Below are 16067 nucleotides of genomic sequence, written 5' to 3'. Positions count from 1 at the left end.
CGACAGGTCACGCAAAAGCCCGGATCGGTGATCCGGGCTTTTGCATGCGGTGAGTCGCGTTTTAGCTGACGAAGCGCATCTTGTAGCTCTTGGCCTTGATCTTGCCGGCCGACAGCCGCTCCATCGCCTGCTGCGCGATGCCGCGTTCCAGCGCGACGAAGGTGCAGAACTCGAACACCATGATCTTGCCGACCTGGCTGCCGGCCACGCCGCCTTCGCCGGTCAGCGCGCCGAGAATGTCGCCCGGGCGCAGCTTGTCGCGCTTGCCGCCGCCGATTTCCAGCGTCAGCATCGGCGGCAGCAGCGGGCCGCCGGGTGCCGGTTTCAGCTCGCCGACTTCGCCCCAGATCAGCGGCGACTTCTGATATTCCTCGACGGCCGAGGCGCGGCGCGCGTCGCTGGGGCTGACCAGGGTCAGCGCCAGGCCGTGCTTGTCGCCACGGCCGGTACGGCCGATGCGGTGGATGTGGACTTCCGGATCGTGCGCCACATCGACGTTGATCACCAGGTCCAGGTCCTTGATGTCCAGGCCGCGCGCGGCGACGTCGGTGGCCACCAGCACCGTGGTGCTCTTGTTGGCAAAGCGCGCCAGGATCTGGTCGCGCTCGCGCTGCTCCAGTTCGCCGTACAGCGCCAGCGCGGAGAAGCCGGCCTGTTCCAGCTCGGCCACCAGCTCCTTGCAGCGCAGCTTGGTGTTGCAGAACGCCAGCGCCGACGTTGGCCGCACGCTTTGCAGCGCGCGCGCGACCACGTCCAGACGCTGGTCGGGGTCGATCTCGTAAAACCACTGCTCGATCTTGCTATCGTCGTGCAGCGATTCCACCTTCACCTGCAGCGGATTCTTCATGAACTGCTCGGCCAGCTTGCGGATATTGTCCGGGTAGGTGGCGGAGAACATCATGGTCTGGCGCTGGCGCGGGCAGGCGCGCACGATGCCGACGATTTCCTCGATGAAGCCCATGTCCACCATGCGGTCGGCTTCGTCCAGCACCAGCGTCTGCACGCCGCTGAGGTTCAGCGATTCGCGGAACAGGTGGTCCTGCAGGCGGCCGGGGGTGCCGACCACGATGTGGGCGCCGTGCTCCAGCGACGCGCGTTGCGGCGCCATCGGCGTGCCGCCGCACAGGGTGATGACCTTGATGTTGTCGATGGCGCGCGCCAGGCGGCGGATTTCCTGCGCCACCTGGTCGGCCAGCTCGCGCGTCGGGCACAGTACCAGTGCCTGTACGCCGAACCAGCGCGGATTCAGGCTGTTGATCAGGCCCAGTGCGAACGCCGCCGTCTTGCCGCTGCCGGTCTTGGCTTGCGCGATCACGTCACGGCCATCGAGGATGGCGGGCAGGCTTTCGGCCTGGATCGGCGTCATGCTGTGGTAGCCGAGGCTGTCCAGATTGGAGAGCAGGTTTTGCGGTAGGGGGAGCGAGGAGAATTTGGCTTTGTTCACAATGACTTGGCGTTGATTAATCAGCAAGGGGCGGAGTGTAGCAGCAAGGGCGGCTGCGGCCAACCTTTAGGCGGTGGCGGGTGGCAAATCGGTGCCCGGGAGCAGGGTCGGCCTGCTGCGGCGCCTGGAGTGGGTGCCGTCGGCGCCGAAAGCAAACCACCCCGCCGCAGCGGGGTGGGTCACGAGGGCGACAAGCCTGGCTGCAGGCGTCAGTTCAGGCGCAGCGGCACGTACAGCGTGCTGTCCTGGCGGCGCACCAGCAGCGCGATATTGCCCTTGGCGTTTTGCAGCGCGCGCTCGAAGCTGCGGATGTTGCCGATCTCCGTCTGGTTCAGGCCGATGATCACGTCGCCATTCTGCAGGCCGGCCTGCGCCGACACGCCCTGAGCCTGCTGGATCACCAGCCCGCCGCGCACGCCCAGTGCCTCCTTGTCTTCCGCGCTCAGCTCGGACAGGGTCAGCCCCAGCTGGTCGAAGCGGTAGCTCTGCGGCAGCGCCGGGCTGTTGTTGCCCTGCGGCGTTGCCAGCTGTTCGCCCGGCAGCTCGATCAGGGTGGCGTCGATATTGCGCTCGCTGCCCTTGCGCCACACGCCCAGCTTGATGGTGGCGCCCGGCGGCTGGTCGCCGACCATGCGCGGCAGGTCGCGCGAGTTTTCCACCAGCTGGCCGTTGAGGCGCAGGATGATGTCGCCCACCAGCAGGCCGGCCTTGCTGGCCGGGCCTTGCGGTTCGACGCGAACCACCAGCGCGCCGCGCGGACGGTCAAGGCCGAAGGACTGCGCCAGCTCTTTCGATACTTCCTGGATGTGCACGCCCAGCTGGCCACGGCTGACCTTGCCGCTGGTCTTCAGCTGGTCGGCCACCTTCATCGCCAGGTCGATCGGGATCGCGAACGAGATGCCCATGAAACCGCCGGAGCGGCTGTAGATCTGCGAGTTGATGCCGACCACTTCGCCCTTCAGGTTGAACAGCGGGCCGCCGGAGTTGCCGGGGTTGATCGCCACGTCGGTCTGGATGAAGGGCACGTAGCTCTCGTCCGGCAGGCTGCGGCCCTTGGCCGACACGATGCCGGCGGTGACGGTGTTCTCGAAGCCGAACGGCGCACCGATGGCGGCTACCCATTCACCGACCTTGAGCGAGTCCGGGGTGCCGATCTTGACGGTCGGCAGGTTGGCCGCGTCGATCTTCAGCACGGCCACGTCGGTACGCTTGTCGAGGCCGATCAGGCGGGCGCGCAGTTCACGCTTGTCGGTGAGCATCACCTTGATCTGGCTGCTGCCGCTGACCACGTGGGCGTTGGTGAGGATGTAGCCGTCCTGGCTGAACACGAAGCCGGAGCCGAAGGACACGCTGTCCTGCGCCGGCGCCGGATCCTGCTGCGCGTTCGGCGGCATGAAGCGGCGGAAGAATTCGTACAGCGGATCGTCTTCCGGCACCGGAATCGGCAGCTCGCTCTGGCGTGGGGTGCTTTCGGCGCGGCTGGCCTGGATGTTGACCACGGACGGGCCTTCGCGCTCCACCAGCAGGGTGAAGTCGGGCAGCAGCATGGCGACCTGGCCGTTTGCCTGCGCCGGAATGGCGACGGTGGAAACCGGCTTTTCGTCTTTGAACAGGCCTTCGATCTTGCCGCAGCCACCCAGGGCAACGGCGATGGCGGCCACGATGAGCAGCCTCGGGTACGGATTCACCTCGGTATTCCTTCTATATGGTGTACTTTGCAGATGAGGTTTTGTCGCAAAACTTCAACTGGCAGGGAACTATCATAGCGGTTTTGCCGGATATTCGCAGAGATCCGCGATGATGCAGCGCCAGCACTCCGGCTTGCGCGCCTTGCACACGTAGCGGCCGTGCAGGATCAGCCAGTGGTGGGCGTCGAGCCGGTATTCGGTCGGAATCAGCCGCACCAGCTTGTCCTCCACCTCGCGCACGTCCTTGCCCGGGGCGAGGCGGGTGCGGTTGGCGACGCGGAAGATGTGGGTGTCGACGGCGATGGTCGGCTGGCCGAAGGCGGTGTTGAGCACCACGTTGGCGGTCTTGCGGCCAACCCCGGGCAGCGCCTCCAGCGCCTCGCGCTGCTGCGGCACCTCGCCGCCGTGCTGTTCCAGCAGGATGCGGCAGGTGGCGATGGTGTTCTTGGCCTTGGTGCGGTACAGGCCGATGGTCTTGATGTACTCCTCCAGCCCGTCCACGCCCAGCGCCAGCATCTTGTCCGGCGTCGGCGCCACCGGGAACAGCAGCCGGGTGGCCTTGTTGACGCCGACGTCGGTGGCCTGCGCCGACAGCAGCACGGCGATCAGGAGCTGGAACGGCGTGTCGTACTCCAGCTCGGTGGTGGGGTGCGGGTTCTGCGCCTGCAGGCGGGCAAAGATCTCGGCGCGGATGGCTTTGTTCATTCGGTACTCGCTACGCTTGAAGTCGGGGGTGCGGCGTGGCTGGCGCGCCGGTCGGCGCTGCGGCGGGCGCGTTCGTCCAGCCAGTTCTTGGCGGCGATCAGCAGCGCGAGGCCGATGAAGCCGCCCGGCGGCAGCATCGCCAGCATGAACTGGTAGTTGGCCCCTGCCGGCACCAGGTGCAGCACCAGCGCGTGGCCGGCGTCGCCCAGCAGCAGGTGCGCGCCGTCAAACAGCGTGCCCTTGCCCAGTATTTCGCGCAATGCGCCCAGCAGCAGCAGCACCAGCGTCAACCCCAGCCCCATCATCAGGCCGTCCAGCGCCGCCGCGCGCACGCTGTTGCGCGAGGCAAACGCCTCGGCCCGTGCCAGCACGATGCAGTTGGTGGTGATCAGCGGAATGAAAATGCCGAGCACCAGGTACAGGCCGTGCAGCCAGGCGTTCATCGCCAGATCGACGCAGGTCACCAGCGTGGCGATGATGATGATGAACACCGGGTTGCGGATGTCGTTGGGGATCCACTGCCGCGCGGCGGCCACCGCGCTGCCGGAGAGGGTGGTCACCAGCGTGGTGGCCAGCCCCAGCGCCAGCGCGTTGACGGCGGTGTTGCTGATCGCCAGCACCGGGCACAGTCCCAGCAGCTGCACGAGGCCAGGGTTCTGTTTCCACAGCGCGTTGTGGCAGAGGTCGCGCCAGCGGCTGGCGCTTGCGGGTGTGGTCATGGCGTGTCCCGGGGGAGCAAGGTGGCGCGGTAGCGGTGGAAGGCGGCCACGGTGCGGCCAACCGCGGCGGTGACGGCGCGGGCGGAAACGGTGGCGCCGCTGACGTAGTCGAATTCGCCGCCGTCCTTGCGCACTCGCCACGAGGAAAGGTTGGCCGCACCCTTGCCGCCGAACTGGTGCGCCCAGTCGCTGCGCGCGATGTCGATGTAATCGCCAAGGCCGGGGGTTTCCTGGTGCTTGACCACCCGTACCGCGTGCACGCTGCCATCCGGCAGCAGGCCGATCAGCAGGCGGATGCGGCCGCTGTAGCCGTCCGGCGCCACGTTTTCAAATACCAGACCACTGACGCGGCCCTGGCGGCGCGCGGTGTAGAACGCCAGTGTCTCGCGGCTGCCGAAGGCCTGCTGGATGACAGTCGGCAGCGGCTGACGGCTGGCGGGCAGCACGTTGTCGAAGCTGTTCGCGGGCAGCGTCTGCGCCAGCAGCGCACTCTGCGCCGCCATCTCGTTGGCGGCGACGGTGCGGTGGGTGGCCAGCCAGGTGCCGCCCAGCAGCAGCGTGGCGGTGGCGGCGAAGCCGGCCAGGATCAGCGCGCTGCGTTGCGCCTGTTGCCACGGGCGGCGCATCAGGAACGCCCCTTGCGATGGCCGAACACGGCGGGCCGGGTGTACTGGTCCAGCAGCGGCACCGTCATGTTCATCAGCAGCACGGCGAAGGCGATGCCGTCCGGGAAATTGCCGAACACGCGAATGACGTAAGTCAGCAGCCCGACGCCAAAGCCGAAGATCAGCCGCCCCCTGGGCGTGCTGGCGCCGGATACCGGATCGGTGACGATGAAGGCCGCCGCCAGCAGGGTGCCGCCTTGCAGCAGGTGCAGCAGCGGCGACGCGTACTGTGCCGGCTGCCACAGCCACAGCGGCAGCGCCAGTGCCAGCAGCCCGGCCAGCATCGCCAGCGGTGTCTGCCACGGGATCAGCTTCTGCTGCCACAGCCACAGGCCGCCGGCCAGCCAGCCCAGCGCGATCAGCCCCTGCGCCGACGATTGCGGCAGCAGTCCGGCTAGCGCCTGGCCTTGGCGTAGCCCGGTCTTGAGCACGTCCAGCGGCGTGGCGCTGCTGATCGCGTCCGGCACGCTGCCGGCAGGCAGCGTGTGCAGGAAGATCCACTGCCACTGCGCGGCGGCGTCCAGCGGCAGCTGCGGGCTGCCCCACTGCGCCATCTGCGCCGGGAACGACACCACCATCAGCGCAAAGCCGGCCATCGCCGGGTTGAACGGGTTGTTGCCGAGGCCGCCGTACAGCTGCTTGGCGACGATGATGGCGAACAGGGTGGCGACCACGATCATCCACCAGCCGCCCAGCGGCGGCAGCGACAGCGCCAGCAGCCAGGCGGTGACGATGGCGGACAGGTCCTTCAGCGCCGGCAGCACCGCCACGCCGCGCAGGCGCAGCATGGCGGCCTCGGCCGCCAGCGCGGTGAGGCTGGCCAGCAGCAACTGCAGCAGCACGCCGACGCCGTGGCAGTAGACGGACAGGGCGATGCCGGGCAGCAGCGCGGCGAGGACTTTCAGCATCACCGTGGATACGGTGGCCGGCTTGGCGATATGGGTCGAGTGGATGGCGGTCATGGGTCGGGTTGCTGGTTGGCCCTGGCTTGGTCGGCGGCGGCCTTGCGCGCGGCGGCACGCGCCATCGCCGCGGCAATCGCCGCCTGCTTGGCGTCGTCGAGTCCGCTGCTGCTTGGTGGCGGGGCGGGTGGCTGGCCGCTGGCGGCTTTGGCCTCGTCGGCGGCGGCCTTGCGCGCGGCGGCACGCGCCATCGCTGCGGCAATCGCCGCCTGCTTGGCGTCATTCAGGCCGCTGCTGTGCTGCTCCGGCAGCGGTGCCGCTTCGCGCTGCGCGGCGGCCCGCGCCATGGCGGCGGCGATGGCGGCCTGTTTCGGGTCGCTGGCGGGCGCAACGTTGGCCGCAGCGCTGTGGCTGGCTGCCTGTCGTGCGGCGGCCTGGGCCGCCTTGTCGGCGAGGCGTTGCGCCTTTTCCGCCTTGTCGCGCTGCAGGCGGAACTGGCGGAACTCGTGGCGCTGGCGCGCCAGGTTGGCCGCGTTCTTGTCGCGCTCGGCGGCCCAGATCTCGCTCTTGGCGAAACGGTAGTAGTCGACCAGCGGAATCTGGCTGGGGCAGACGTAGCTGCAGGCGCCGCATTCGATGCAGTCGAACAGCTGCCACTGCTGTGCCTTGTCGAAGTTTTTGGCCTTGGCGAACCAGAACAGGTCCATCGGCTGCAGCGACACCGGGCAGGCGCTGGCGCAGTCGCCGCAGCGGATGCAGGCCTGCGCCGGCGGCCGCGGCGGGAACAGCGCCGGCGACTTGACGAGCAGGCAGTTGCCGGCCTTGGTCAGCCCGGCGGCAAGGTCGGGCAGGGTGAAACCCATCAGCGGCCCGCCCATCACCACTTCGTGGCTGTCGCGGTGTGGCCGCACCAGCGCCAGCAGCTGGTCCAGCGGGGTGCCGATCAGCGCCTCGACGTTGGCCGCAGCCTCCACCGCGCCGGTCAGGGTGACGATGCGGCTGATCAGCGGCTCGCCGTGCAGCACCGCACGGCCGATGGCGTAGACGGTGGCGACGTTGAAGCACTGCACGCCGTGTTCGGTGGCGCGCACGCCGTGCGGGATGGCCTTGCCGGTCAGGATGCGGATCAGCTGCTTGGCGCCGCCGCTGGGGTATTTGGTCGGCACCGCCACCACGCCGAAACCGTGCGCGGCGGCGGCGGCTTGCATCGCAGCGATGGCCTGCGGCTTGTTGTCCTCGATGCCGATCAGCACCTGGCGCGCCTGCAGCGCGTGGCGGGTGACGGCGATGCCGTCGCAGATGGCGTCGGCGCGCTCGCGCATCAGGCGGTCGTCGCAGCTGATATAGGGTTCGCACTCGGCGCCGTTGATGACCAGCGTCTCCAGCGGGCTGACGCCGAGCTTGAGGCCGAGCTTGAGATGGCTGGGGAACACCGCGCCGCCGAGGCCGACGATGCCCATCTGCGCCAGGAAGTCGCGGATCTTGGCGCCGCTACGCTGCTGCCAGTCATGCAGCGGCTGGCGCTCGATCCAGCGCTCCTCACCGTCGCTGTCGAGGGTGATTGCCAGCTCCGGCAGGCCGGACGGGTGGGCAAACGGCTGCGGCGCGATGGCGCTGACCACGCCGGAAGTCGGCGCGTGCACCGCGGCCGACAGGCGGCCGTCGGCGCTGGCGATCAGCTGGCCCTTGGCGACGCGGTCGCCGATCGCGACGCAGGGGCGCGCGGCATTGCCCATGCTCTGGCGCAGCGCGACGTGCAGCTGCGGCGGCAGCGGTGCCTGGCGGATCGGCGTGGCGCTGGACTGCGCCTTGTTTTCCGGCGGGTGGATGCCGCCGGGGAAGTCGAACAGCGGCATCATCGCGTGGCCCCGCTGCTGACGTTCCTGATCGGGATGGTGGGGTAGCGCCACTTCCAGTTGGTCAGCTCGCTGCCCGGCGGGATCATGCGGATGCAGTCGACCGGGCAGGGCGCCAGGCACAGCTCGCAGCCGGTGCACTCGCTGGCGATCACGGTGTGCATCTGTTTGGCGGCGCCGAGGATGGCGTCCACCGGGCAGGCCTGGATGCACAGGGTGCAGCCGATACAGGTGGCCTCGTCGATCAGCGCCACCGCCTTCGCTTTCGGCTGCGGTGCGTCCGCGCCGAACGGCTTGAACTCGACGCCGAGCAGCTCGGCCAGCTTGCGGATGCCGTCCTCGCCGCCGGGCGGGCACTTGTTGATGTCGTCGCTGCCGGCGGCCAGCGCCTCGGCGTAGGGGCGACAGCCGGGATGGCTGCACTGGCCGCACTGCGTCTGCGGCAGGATGGCGTCGATCTTGTCCACCAGCGGGTCGGCCTTGACGCGGAAGCGCACCGAGGCATAGCCGAGAATGGCGCCCAGCAGCAGCGCCAGCAGCAGCATCAGCGCCACCGCGATCAGCAATTGGCTCATTGCACCAGCCCCCCGAAACCCATGAACGCGAGGCTCATCAGCCCGGCGGTCACCAGCGCGATCGCGGTGCCGCGAAACGGCAGCGGCACGTCGGCGCCTTCCAGCCGTTCGCGCATGGCGCCGAACAGGATCAGGATCAGCGAGAAGCCGAGTGCGGAGCCGAGGCCGAACACCAGTGCCTCGGCAAAGCTGTGCTGCGCCTGCACGTTGAGCAGCGGCACGCCCAGCACCGCGCAGTTGGTGGTGATCAGCGGCAGGTAGATGCCCAGCGACTGGTACAGCACCGGGCTGGTCTTGTGGATCACCATTTCGGTGAACTGCACGATGGCGGCGATCACCACGATGAAGGACAGGGTGCGCAGGTATTCAAGGCCCGCCGCGACCAGCAGCAGGTTGATCAGGTGGCTGCTGCCGGAGGCCAGCGTCAGCACGAAAGCGGTGGCGGCACCCATGCCGATGGCGGCTTCCAGCTTTCTGGATACCCCCATGAACGGGCACAGCCCGAGCATGCGCACCAGTACCACGTTGTTGACGAGCACGGTGCTGACCAGCAGCAAAAAGTAGTGTTGCAAATCCATTCCGGGGTCCGGTAAGCGTTATCCGCGGATTATCCGTGTTCGCCGGTGCCGCTTCAACCTTGATCTGGGTAAAGCGGTGGCCGGTTTCGCCGCGGTGGAGCAGATCTTGCTTGTCCGCGCCGGCACGACTGTGTCATTGTGTGCTTGTATACAGTTGCCAAAGTGACCGCCTGCCACACGGGCGGCCGTTTTCCGCCGGCGTGGTGCTACCCCGCCGTCGGCGTGACGGTGAAATACCGGAATAAAAAACGATAAGGAAGCAAGGATGAAGCGTGCGATCAGCATCGGCACCCGTCTGGTCTGGGCCCAGGTGGCCCTGATGTCACTGTTGGTGGTCGCCCTGATGGTGCCGGCCTATCTGTTTTCGCAAAAACTGCTGGTCGAACGCACCCAGGCGGTGCAGCAGCAGCTGATCCACCAGTCGGCCAATATGGCGGCCGGCTTCGACGACGCGCTGAAAATTTCCGCGCAGCAGTTCGAGCGCATGTTCATCGCCAGCTTCAGCGGCGCCTTTGCCGTGGCGCCCGAGGAAAAGGTCGATACCGGTGGCCAGCTGCTGCCGGCGCTGAAGGTAGGCGGGGCGCTGCTCAACAACAATCACGATCTGGCCGGCGAGTTCGCGGTGCGTAGCGGCAATCCGGCCTCGGTGCTGGTCAAGGACGGCGACGACTTCTACCGGGTGTCGACCTCGCTGCTGACCGCCGACGGCCGCCGCGCGGTCGGCAGCAAGCTGGAGCGCAACAGCCCGGTGTACGAGCGCCTGAGCCGCGGCATGCCGTTCCAGGGCAAGGTGGTGATGTTCGACAAGGAGTACGTGGTCAGCTACAGCCCGCTGAAGGATGAGCACGAGCAGGTGATCGGCGCCACCTCGGTGGCGCTCAGCGCCAGCGAGGGTGTCGGCGGCCTGCTGGCGCGCCTGTCCAAGGTCAAGCTGGGCCAGTCCGGCCACATCGTCATCATCGGCGCCGACAAGAACAGCAGCGAATTCGGCCGCTTCGTGCTGCACCCGAAACTGACCGGCCGCACCATCGACAAGGATGTCGATGCCGGCGGCCAGGCTTATCTGACCGGGGTGCTGAGCCAGGCCAGCGGCAGCCGCACCGTGCGCAAGCTGGACGAAAACGGCAAGCCCGCCGAGCACATGCTGACCTGGCAGCGCTTTGACGCCTGGGGCTGGGTGATCGTCAGCGACGAACTGACCGCTGAGCTGCAACACGACAACAACATCCTGCTGCAGGGTCTGATCGGTGGCTGCCTGTTGCTGGTGGTGTTGCTGTCGCTGTCGCTGTGGCTGCTCACCGGCCGGCTGGTGGCCCGTCCGGTGCGGTTGCTGGTCAAGGCCGTCGGCGAGGTGCGCGACAGCAGCGACCTGACCCGCCGTCTCGACATCCCGCGCCGCGACGAGATCGGCGAGGTGGCCGGCGCGCTCAACAACCTGCTGGAGAGCTTCCGCCAGTCGCTGAACCGCACCCGCGCCCACGCGGAAGAACTGGAGGCCGCCGCGCACGAGCTGGCCGGCAAGGCGGAAACCGCCGCCGTGGCCGCCGGCGAACAGCGCGACAGCGCCGGCGTGATGGACAGCCACGCCCGCCAGCTCAATGACGGCGTGCACCGCATCGAACACGTCGCCGGCGAGGCCAGCCGCGCGGCGCGCGCGTCCAGCGATGCCGCCAGCCAGGGCAGCCAGAGCCTGGTGGCGGCGGTGGACGAGGTCAACCGCATCGCCAACACCCTCGGCGCCGCCGAGGGCAGCCTGCACAGCCTGGAAGGCAGCGCCAGCCAGATCACCAGCATCATCGCGGTGATCCGCGAGATCGCCGACCAGACCAACCTGCTGGCGCTGAATGCCGCGATCGAGGCGGCGCGCGCCGGCGAATCCGGGCGCGGCTTCGCCGTGGTCGCCGACGAGGTGCGCAAGCTGGCGGAGCGCACCAGCCAGTCGACACAGGAAATCGGCGGTATGATCGGCGCCATGCAGCAGGCGACGCTGGCGGCGGTGGACGCGATGCGGCAGTCGGTGACGCTGGCCGCCAACGGCGCGGCGATCACCGGCGAGGCCCGCCACGCCATCGACAGCATTCTCGACGCCTCGCGCGAAACGATGGCGGTGGTGTCGCGCATCCACGAGCAGCTCGGCGAGCAGCGCCAGAGCGTGGAGGAGATCGCGGCACAGGTGGCGACGGTGGCGTCGCAGGCGCAGGTCGGCAGCGAGGCGGCGCAGCGCTCGTCCGAGACGGCGCAGCACATGACCGGCCTGGCCGATGCGCTGCGCGACGAGGTCAGCGTGTTCCGCACCTGATACCGGATCGCTTGCGGCCAACGTTGGCCGCAACGAACCCGGCCCGTGTCCTGCCGTCCGGCGGGCACGGGCCTCTTGCTTTTTGCCTGCTGGCGCCGCCGTATGGGCTATGGTGGTACAAGCTGGCCGGCATTGCGACGTGGTTTGATCGCGGACAAAAACGCTGCGGATGCCGCTTGAAAAGCCATGCGTGATGCCCAAGTTTGTCATCATCAAACTGCAAGCAAGGAGCCTGTGATGCGTTTCGACAAACTCACCACCAAATTCCAGCAGGCGCTGGGCGATTCCCAGAGCCTGGCACTGGCGAGCGACAATGCCTATATCGAGCCGCAGCACCTGCTGCTGGCGATGCTGGACGACGCCGACAGCGGCATCGTCAGCCTGCTGGCGCGAGCCGGCGTCAATGTGACTGCACTGAAAGGCAGCCTGCGAGACGCGGTGGCGCGCCTGCCGAAAGTCAGCGGCACCGGCGGCGAGGTCACCGTGTCGCGCGACCTGACCAACCTGCTGAACCTCACCGACAAGGCAGCAATGAAGCGCGGCGACCAGTTCATCGCCAGCGAGCTGTTTCTGCTGGTGTTGGCCGAAGACAAGGGCGAGACCGGCCGCCTGCTGAAGCAGCACGGCGGCAACAGCGCGGCGATCCACGCCGCGGTGGAGGCGGTGCGCGGCGGCGACGCGGTCAACAGTGCCGACGCCGAAGAGCAGCGCGAAGCGCTGAAGAAGTACACGCTGGACCTGACCGAGCGCGCGCGGCAGGGCAAGCTGGACCCGGTGATCGGCCGCGACGACGAGATCCGCCGCGCCATCCAGGTGCTGCAGCGCCGCACCAAGAACAACCCGGTGCTGATCGGCGAACCGGGCGTGGGCAAGACCGCCATCGTCGAGGGCCTCGCGCAGCGCATCGTCAACGGCGAGGTGCCGGAGAGCCTGAAACACAAGAAATTGCTGGTGCTGGACATGGCCGGGCTGATCGCCGGTGCCAAGTTCCGCGGCGAGTTCGAGGAGCGGCTGAAGGCGGTGCTGAACGACATCGCCAAGGACGAGGGCAGCATCATCCTGTTCATCGACGAGATCCACACCATGGTCGGCGCCGGCAAGGCCGAGGGGGCGATGGACGCCGGCAACATGCTGAAACCGGCGCTGGCCCGCGGCGAGCTGCACTGCCTGGGCGCCACCACGCTCGATGAATACCGGAAGTATATCGAGAAGGACGCCGCGCTGGAGCGCCGCTTCCAGAAGGTGCTGGTGGACGAGCCGACGGTGGAAGACACCATCGCCATCCTGCGCGGCCTGCAGGAAAAGTACGAGATTCACCACGGCGTGGATATCACCGACCCGGCCATCGTCGCCGCCGCCGAGCTGAGTCACCGCTACATCACCGACCGCTTCCTGCCGGACAAGGCCATCGACCTGATCGACGAGGCCGCGTCCAAGATCAAGATGGAGCTGGACTCCAAGCCGGAGGAGATGGACAAGCTCGACCGCCGCCTGATCCAGCTGAAGATTGAGCGCGAGGCGGTGAAGCGCGAGACCGACGAAGCGTCGAAGAAGCGCCTGCAGCTGATCGAGGAAGAGATCGGCGAGCTGTCGCGCGAGTACGCCGACCTGGAGGAAATCTGGAAGGCCGAGAAAGCCAGCCAGCAGGGCAGCCAGTCGATCAAGGAAGAGATCGAGCGCCTGAAGGTGGAAATGGACGAACTCAAGCGCAAGGGCGACTGGCAGAAACTGGCCGAGCTGCAGTACGGCAAGCTGCCGCAGCTGGAAGGCCGGCTGAAGGATGCCGAGGCCGCCGCCAGCGGCGACAACAAGCCGAACCGCCTGCTGCGCACCCAGGTCGGCGCCGAGGAAATCGCCGAGGTGATCTCGCGCATGACCGGCATCCCGGTGTCCAAGATGCTCACCGGTGAGCGCGAGAAGCTGCTGCACATGGAAGAGGTGCTGCACCAGCGCGTGGTGGGGCAGGACGAGGCGGTCACCGTGGTCGCCGACGCCATCCGCCGCTCGCGTTCCGGCCTGGCCGACCCCAACCGCCCGTACGGCTCCTTCCTGTTCCTCGGGCCGACCGGCGTCGGCAAGACCGAGCTGTGCAAGGCGCTGGCCGGTTTCCTGTTCGACAGCGAGGAACACCTGATCCGCGTCGACATGTCGGAGTACATGGAGAAGCACTCCGTCGCCCGCCTGATCGGCGCGCCACCGGGTTACGTCGGTTACGAGGAGGGCGGCATGCTCACCGAGCAGGTGCGTCGCAAGCCGTACAGCGTGATCCTGCTCGACGAAGTGGAAAAGGCGCACCCGGACGTGTTCAACGTGCTGCTGCAGGTGCTGGACGACGGCCGCCTGACCGACGGCCAGGGCCGCACCGTGGACTTCAAGAACACGGTGATCGTGATGACCTCCAATATGGGCAGCCAGCACATCCAGGCCATGGCCAGCGACGACTACCAGGTAGTGAAGCTGGCGGTGCTGGCGGAGGTGAAGTCGCACTTCCGTCCGGAATTCGTCAACCGTATCGACGAGATGGTCGTGTTCCATGCGCTGGCGGAGGCGCAGATCAAGTCCATCGCCCGCATCCAGCTGAAGCGACTGGAACAGCGTTTGGCCAAGCTGGAGCTGAGCCTGCAGGTGAGCGAGGACGCGCTGAGCCTGATCGCGGACGCCGGCTTCGACCCGGTGTACGGCGCGCGGCCGCTGAAGCGGGCGATCCAGAGCGAGATCGAGAACCCGCTGGCGAAGGCGATCCTGGCCGGGCACTACCTGCCGAAGGCGACGGTGCTGGTGGATGCGCGCGGCGGGCAGCTGGTGTTCGACTAAGCCGGTTGGCTGTTGACGCGTCGTTGACCAAGGTTGGCCGCAAGCCGTAACGGGNNNNCGGCCAACCTTTTGTGGCTTAGCGGCGGATCACGCTGTCGCCCGGTTCGAACTGGCTGCTGCGGATCGGGCTTTGCGCGGTGATGTAGGCCTTTAGCATGTCGGCGTCGACAAAGCCGGTGTCGACAAAGCCGGGCTTGCCGGCGAGGCGCGGGTAGCCGTCGCCGCCAGCGGCCATGAAGCTGTTGATCGCCATGCGGTAGGTCCTGGTCGGGTCGATGGCCTGGCCGCCGATGCGGGCCTGCTTCACTTCACCGTTCTCGATCAGCAGTTGCACGCCGGCAAACTGGGCGAAGGCACCGGCGCCGGCGCTCATTTTCGCGGCGGCAGCGAGGTAGTCCAGCGCGTCCTTGCCGCTGAAGTCGATGAAGGTGAGGGTACTGCCGAACGGGAACACCTTCAGCACGTCCTTGTAGCTGATCCGGCCGGCCGGCAGCGAGTCACGGATGCCGCCGGAGTTGACCACCGCAAAGTCGGCGCGGGCCTTGTCCATCATCGCCATCGCGGTGAACACGCCGAGGCTGGTCGGCTGTTTGCGCACCTCGCTGCGGTCGCCATTGAGCTTGCCGTCGCTGCTGCCCACTTCCACGCTCAGCGCCGCCTGGCCCTTGTCCTGGTAGGGCTTGAGGAAGCCCAGCATGTCCGGGTTCTCGGCGATCTCGGCAGTGTACGGCACTTTCTGGCTGCCGCCGTCCGCGCGCTTGACCGTCTGTTTCAGGTTGACCGGCAGCAGCTGGTACTTGAGCAGCCTGAGTTCGCCGTTGCGGTACTCGAAATCGGCGCGGCCAACATATTTGCCCCATTCGTGCGCCTGCACGATCCAGGCGCCGTTCTGGCGGTCCGGGGCGCAGGGCTGGCCAGGGACGTAGGCGTCGTTGCGCACGTTCTCGGCCTGCATGCACACCGGGTTCTGGCTGTGGCCGCCGACGATGAGGTCGAAACCTTTCACCGCGCGCGCCATCTCCACGTCGCCCGCGGCATTCACGCCGTGTGCGCCGTCGGGATAGTGCCCCATGTGGGTGGCGGCGATGACGATGTTGGCGCGTGCCTTCAGCTCCGGCATCAGCGCGGCGGCCTCGGTCGCCGGCTTGCGGAATTCCACACCCTTCACGTTGTCGGGGCTGACCAGCTTCCAGGTGTCGTCGGTGGTCAGGCCCATCACCGCCACCTTGACGCCGCCGAGATTGAAGACCTGGTAGGGCTGGAACAGGCGCCGGCCGTCCTTGTAAACGTTGGCCGCAAGCATCGGGAAGTCGATCCAGCGCTGCTGTTTCTGCAGCACCGTCAGCGGCTTGTCGAACTCGTGGTTGCCGACCGCCATCGCGTCGTAGCCCAGCCGGTTCATGCCCTTGAAGTCCGGCTCGGCGTCCTGCAGGTCGGATTCCGGCACCCCGGTGTTCACGTCGCCGCCGTCCAGCAGCAGGCTGTAGCCGCCCTGGGCCTTGACCTCGGCGCGGATGCCGTCGATCAGCGTCTTGCGCGCGGCCATGCCGTATTCGCCGTCGTTGTTCTTCCAGAAGCGGCCGTGGTGGTCGTTGGTGTGCAGGATGGTGATGCGGTAGGTCTTGTCCGGCTGGTAGCCGCCCAGGCTGCTGCAGCCGCCGATGCCCAGTGCCAGCAGCGACAGGCCGATGGTGGTGATGCGTGCCTTCATCTCGTGAACCCCTCAGTAAACGCGCGATGACGAAAAAATGGCAGGACATCGAGTCCTGCCATGCTTTGCTTCATTAACTTAGCGCATCTGCGGGGATCACGCTATCCCGAA

Annotated in this window: 12 protein-coding genes; 2 read left to right on the top strand and 10 right to left on the bottom strand. The window is 67.5% G+C overall.

The genetic code is table 11. The annotated features are described in order from the left end of the window. Positions 1-61: 61 nt before the first annotated feature. The 9 genes from dbpA to rsxA form a co-directional block, all read right to left on the bottom strand. Positions 62-1444, bottom strand: coding sequence for an ATP-dependent RNA helicase DbpA (gene dbpA / locus IE100_RS10140; RefSeq protein ID WP_189373969.1), 1383 nt, complete (start codon positions 1442-1444; stop codon positions 62-64). 209 nt (positions 1445-1653) lie between these two features. Then, positions 1654-3132 carry a DegQ family serine endoprotease gene (locus tag IE100_RS10135; RefSeq protein ID WP_189373968.1) on the bottom strand — a complete coding sequence of 493 codons (1479 nt, stop codon included), beginning with the start codon at positions 3130-3132 and terminating at the stop codon, positions 1654-1656. Positions 3133-3204: 72 nt separating this feature from the next. Next, the gene (gene nth / locus IE100_RS10130; protein ID WP_189373967.1) at positions 3205-3837 is read right to left on the bottom strand and encodes an endonuclease III; all 633 of its coding nucleotides are present in this window, start codon (positions 3835-3837) and stop codon (positions 3205-3207) included. Further along, positions 3834-4556, bottom strand: a complete 723-nt coding sequence (locus IE100_RS10125; protein WP_189373966.1) for an electron transport complex subunit E — start codon at positions 4554-4556, stop codon at positions 3834-3836. The genes nth and IE100_RS10125 overlap by 4 nt, the downstream gene beginning before the upstream one ends. After that, positions 4553-5182, bottom strand: a complete 630-nt coding sequence (locus IE100_RS10120; protein WP_189373965.1) for an RnfABCDGE type electron transport complex subunit G — start codon at positions 5180-5182, stop codon at positions 4553-4555. The genes IE100_RS10125 and IE100_RS10120 overlap by 4 nt, the downstream gene beginning before the upstream one ends. After that, positions 5182-6183 carry an RnfABCDGE type electron transport complex subunit D gene (locus IE100_RS10115; RefSeq protein WP_189373964.1) on the bottom strand — a complete coding sequence of 334 codons (1002 nt, stop codon included), beginning with the start codon at positions 6181-6183 and terminating at the stop codon, positions 5182-5184. Before IE100_RS10115 ends, IE100_RS10120 begins: the two co-directional genes overlap by 1 nt. After that, the gene (gene rsxC, locus IE100_RS10110; RefSeq protein ID WP_189373963.1) at positions 6180-7982 is read right to left on the bottom strand and encodes an electron transport complex subunit RsxC; all 1803 of its coding nucleotides are present in this window, start codon (positions 7980-7982) and stop codon (positions 6180-6182) included. The genes IE100_RS10115 and rsxC overlap by 4 nt, the downstream gene beginning before the upstream one ends. Further along, positions 7979-8554: an electron transport complex subunit RsxB gene (rsxB, locus tag IE100_RS10105; RefSeq protein WP_189373962.1), complete on the bottom strand. Its 576-nt coding sequence runs from the start codon at positions 8552-8554 to the stop codon at positions 7979-7981. The genes rsxC and rsxB overlap by 4 nt, the downstream gene beginning before the upstream one ends. Next, positions 8551-9132 carry an electron transport complex subunit RsxA gene (gene rsxA / locus IE100_RS10100; protein ID WP_229800324.1) on the bottom strand — a complete coding sequence of 194 codons (582 nt, stop codon included), beginning with the start codon at positions 9130-9132 and terminating at the stop codon, positions 8551-8553. The genes rsxB and rsxA overlap by 4 nt, the downstream gene beginning before the upstream one ends. A gap of 265 nt (positions 9133-9397) precedes the next feature. Between rsxA and IE100_RS10095 the strand changes: the two genes are divergently transcribed. Next, on the top strand, positions 9398-11431 hold the full coding sequence (locus IE100_RS10095) for a methyl-accepting chemotaxis protein (protein WP_189373961.1): 2034 nt from the start codon (positions 9398-9400) through the stop codon (positions 11429-11431). Between the two features lie 237 nt (positions 11432-11668). Beyond that, complete coding sequence (clpB, locus tag IE100_RS10090) at positions 11669-14245, top strand: ATP-dependent chaperone ClpB (protein ID WP_189373960.1); 2577 nt, start codon at positions 11669-11671, stop codon at positions 14243-14245. A 76-nt stretch (positions 14246-14321) separates the two neighbouring features. On the opposite strand, the gene ushA is transcribed toward clpB, so the two are convergent. Continuing rightward, complete coding sequence (ushA, locus tag IE100_RS10085; RefSeq protein WP_189373959.1) at positions 14322-15956, bottom strand: bifunctional UDP-sugar hydrolase/5'-nucleotidase UshA; 1635 nt, start codon at positions 15954-15956, stop codon at positions 14322-14324. Between the last annotated feature and the right edge of the window lie 111 nt (positions 15957-16067).

The organism is Vogesella alkaliphila, from assembly GCF_014652475.1.
Taxonomy (GTDB): Bacteria; Pseudomonadota; Gammaproteobacteria; order Burkholderiales; family Chromobacteriaceae; genus Vogesella; species Vogesella alkaliphila.
The sequence above is the reverse complement of the archived record's forward strand: the minus strand, read 5'-3'. Positions and strand labels throughout refer to the sequence as shown.

Bases quoted from the DNA above. Each gene is read 5' to 3' on its own strand.
- rsxB (WP_189373962.1), bottom strand. From the start codon at position 8,554: ATGAGCCAATTGCTGATCGCGGTGGCGCTGATGCTGCTGCTGGCGCTG.
- rsxC (WP_189373963.1), bottom strand. From the start codon at position 7,982: ATGATGCCGCTGTTCGACTTCCCCGGCGGCATCCACCCGCCGGAAAAC.
- IE100_RS10115 (WP_189373964.1), bottom strand. From the start codon at position 6,183: ATGACCGCCATCCACTCGACCCATATCGCCAAGCCGGCCACCGTATCC.
- IE100_RS10095 (WP_189373961.1), top strand. From the start codon at position 9,398: ATGAAGCGTGCGATCAGCATCGGCACCCGTCTGGTCTGGGCCCAGGTG.
- clpB (WP_189373960.1), top strand. From the start codon at position 11,669: ATGCGTTTCGACAAACTCACCACCAAATTCCAGCAGGCGCTGGGCGAT.
- IE100_RS10125 (WP_189373966.1), bottom strand. From the start codon at position 4,556: ATGACCACACCCGCAAGCGCCAGCCGCTGGCGCGACCTCTGCCACAAC.
- rsxA (WP_229800324.1), bottom strand. From the start codon at position 9,132: ATGGATTTGCAACACTACTTTTTGCTGCTGGTCAGCACCGTGCTCGTC.
- IE100_RS10120 (WP_189373965.1), bottom strand. From the start codon at position 5,182: ATGCGCCGCCCGTGGCAACAGGCGCAACGCAGCGCGCTGATCCTGGCC.
- ushA (WP_189373959.1), bottom strand. From the start codon at position 15,956: ATGAAGGCACGCATCACCACCATCGGCCTGTCGCTGCTGGCACTGGGC.
- nth (WP_189373967.1), bottom strand. From the start codon at position 3,837: ATGAACAAAGCCATCCGCGCCGAGATCTTTGCCCGCCTGCAGGCGCAG.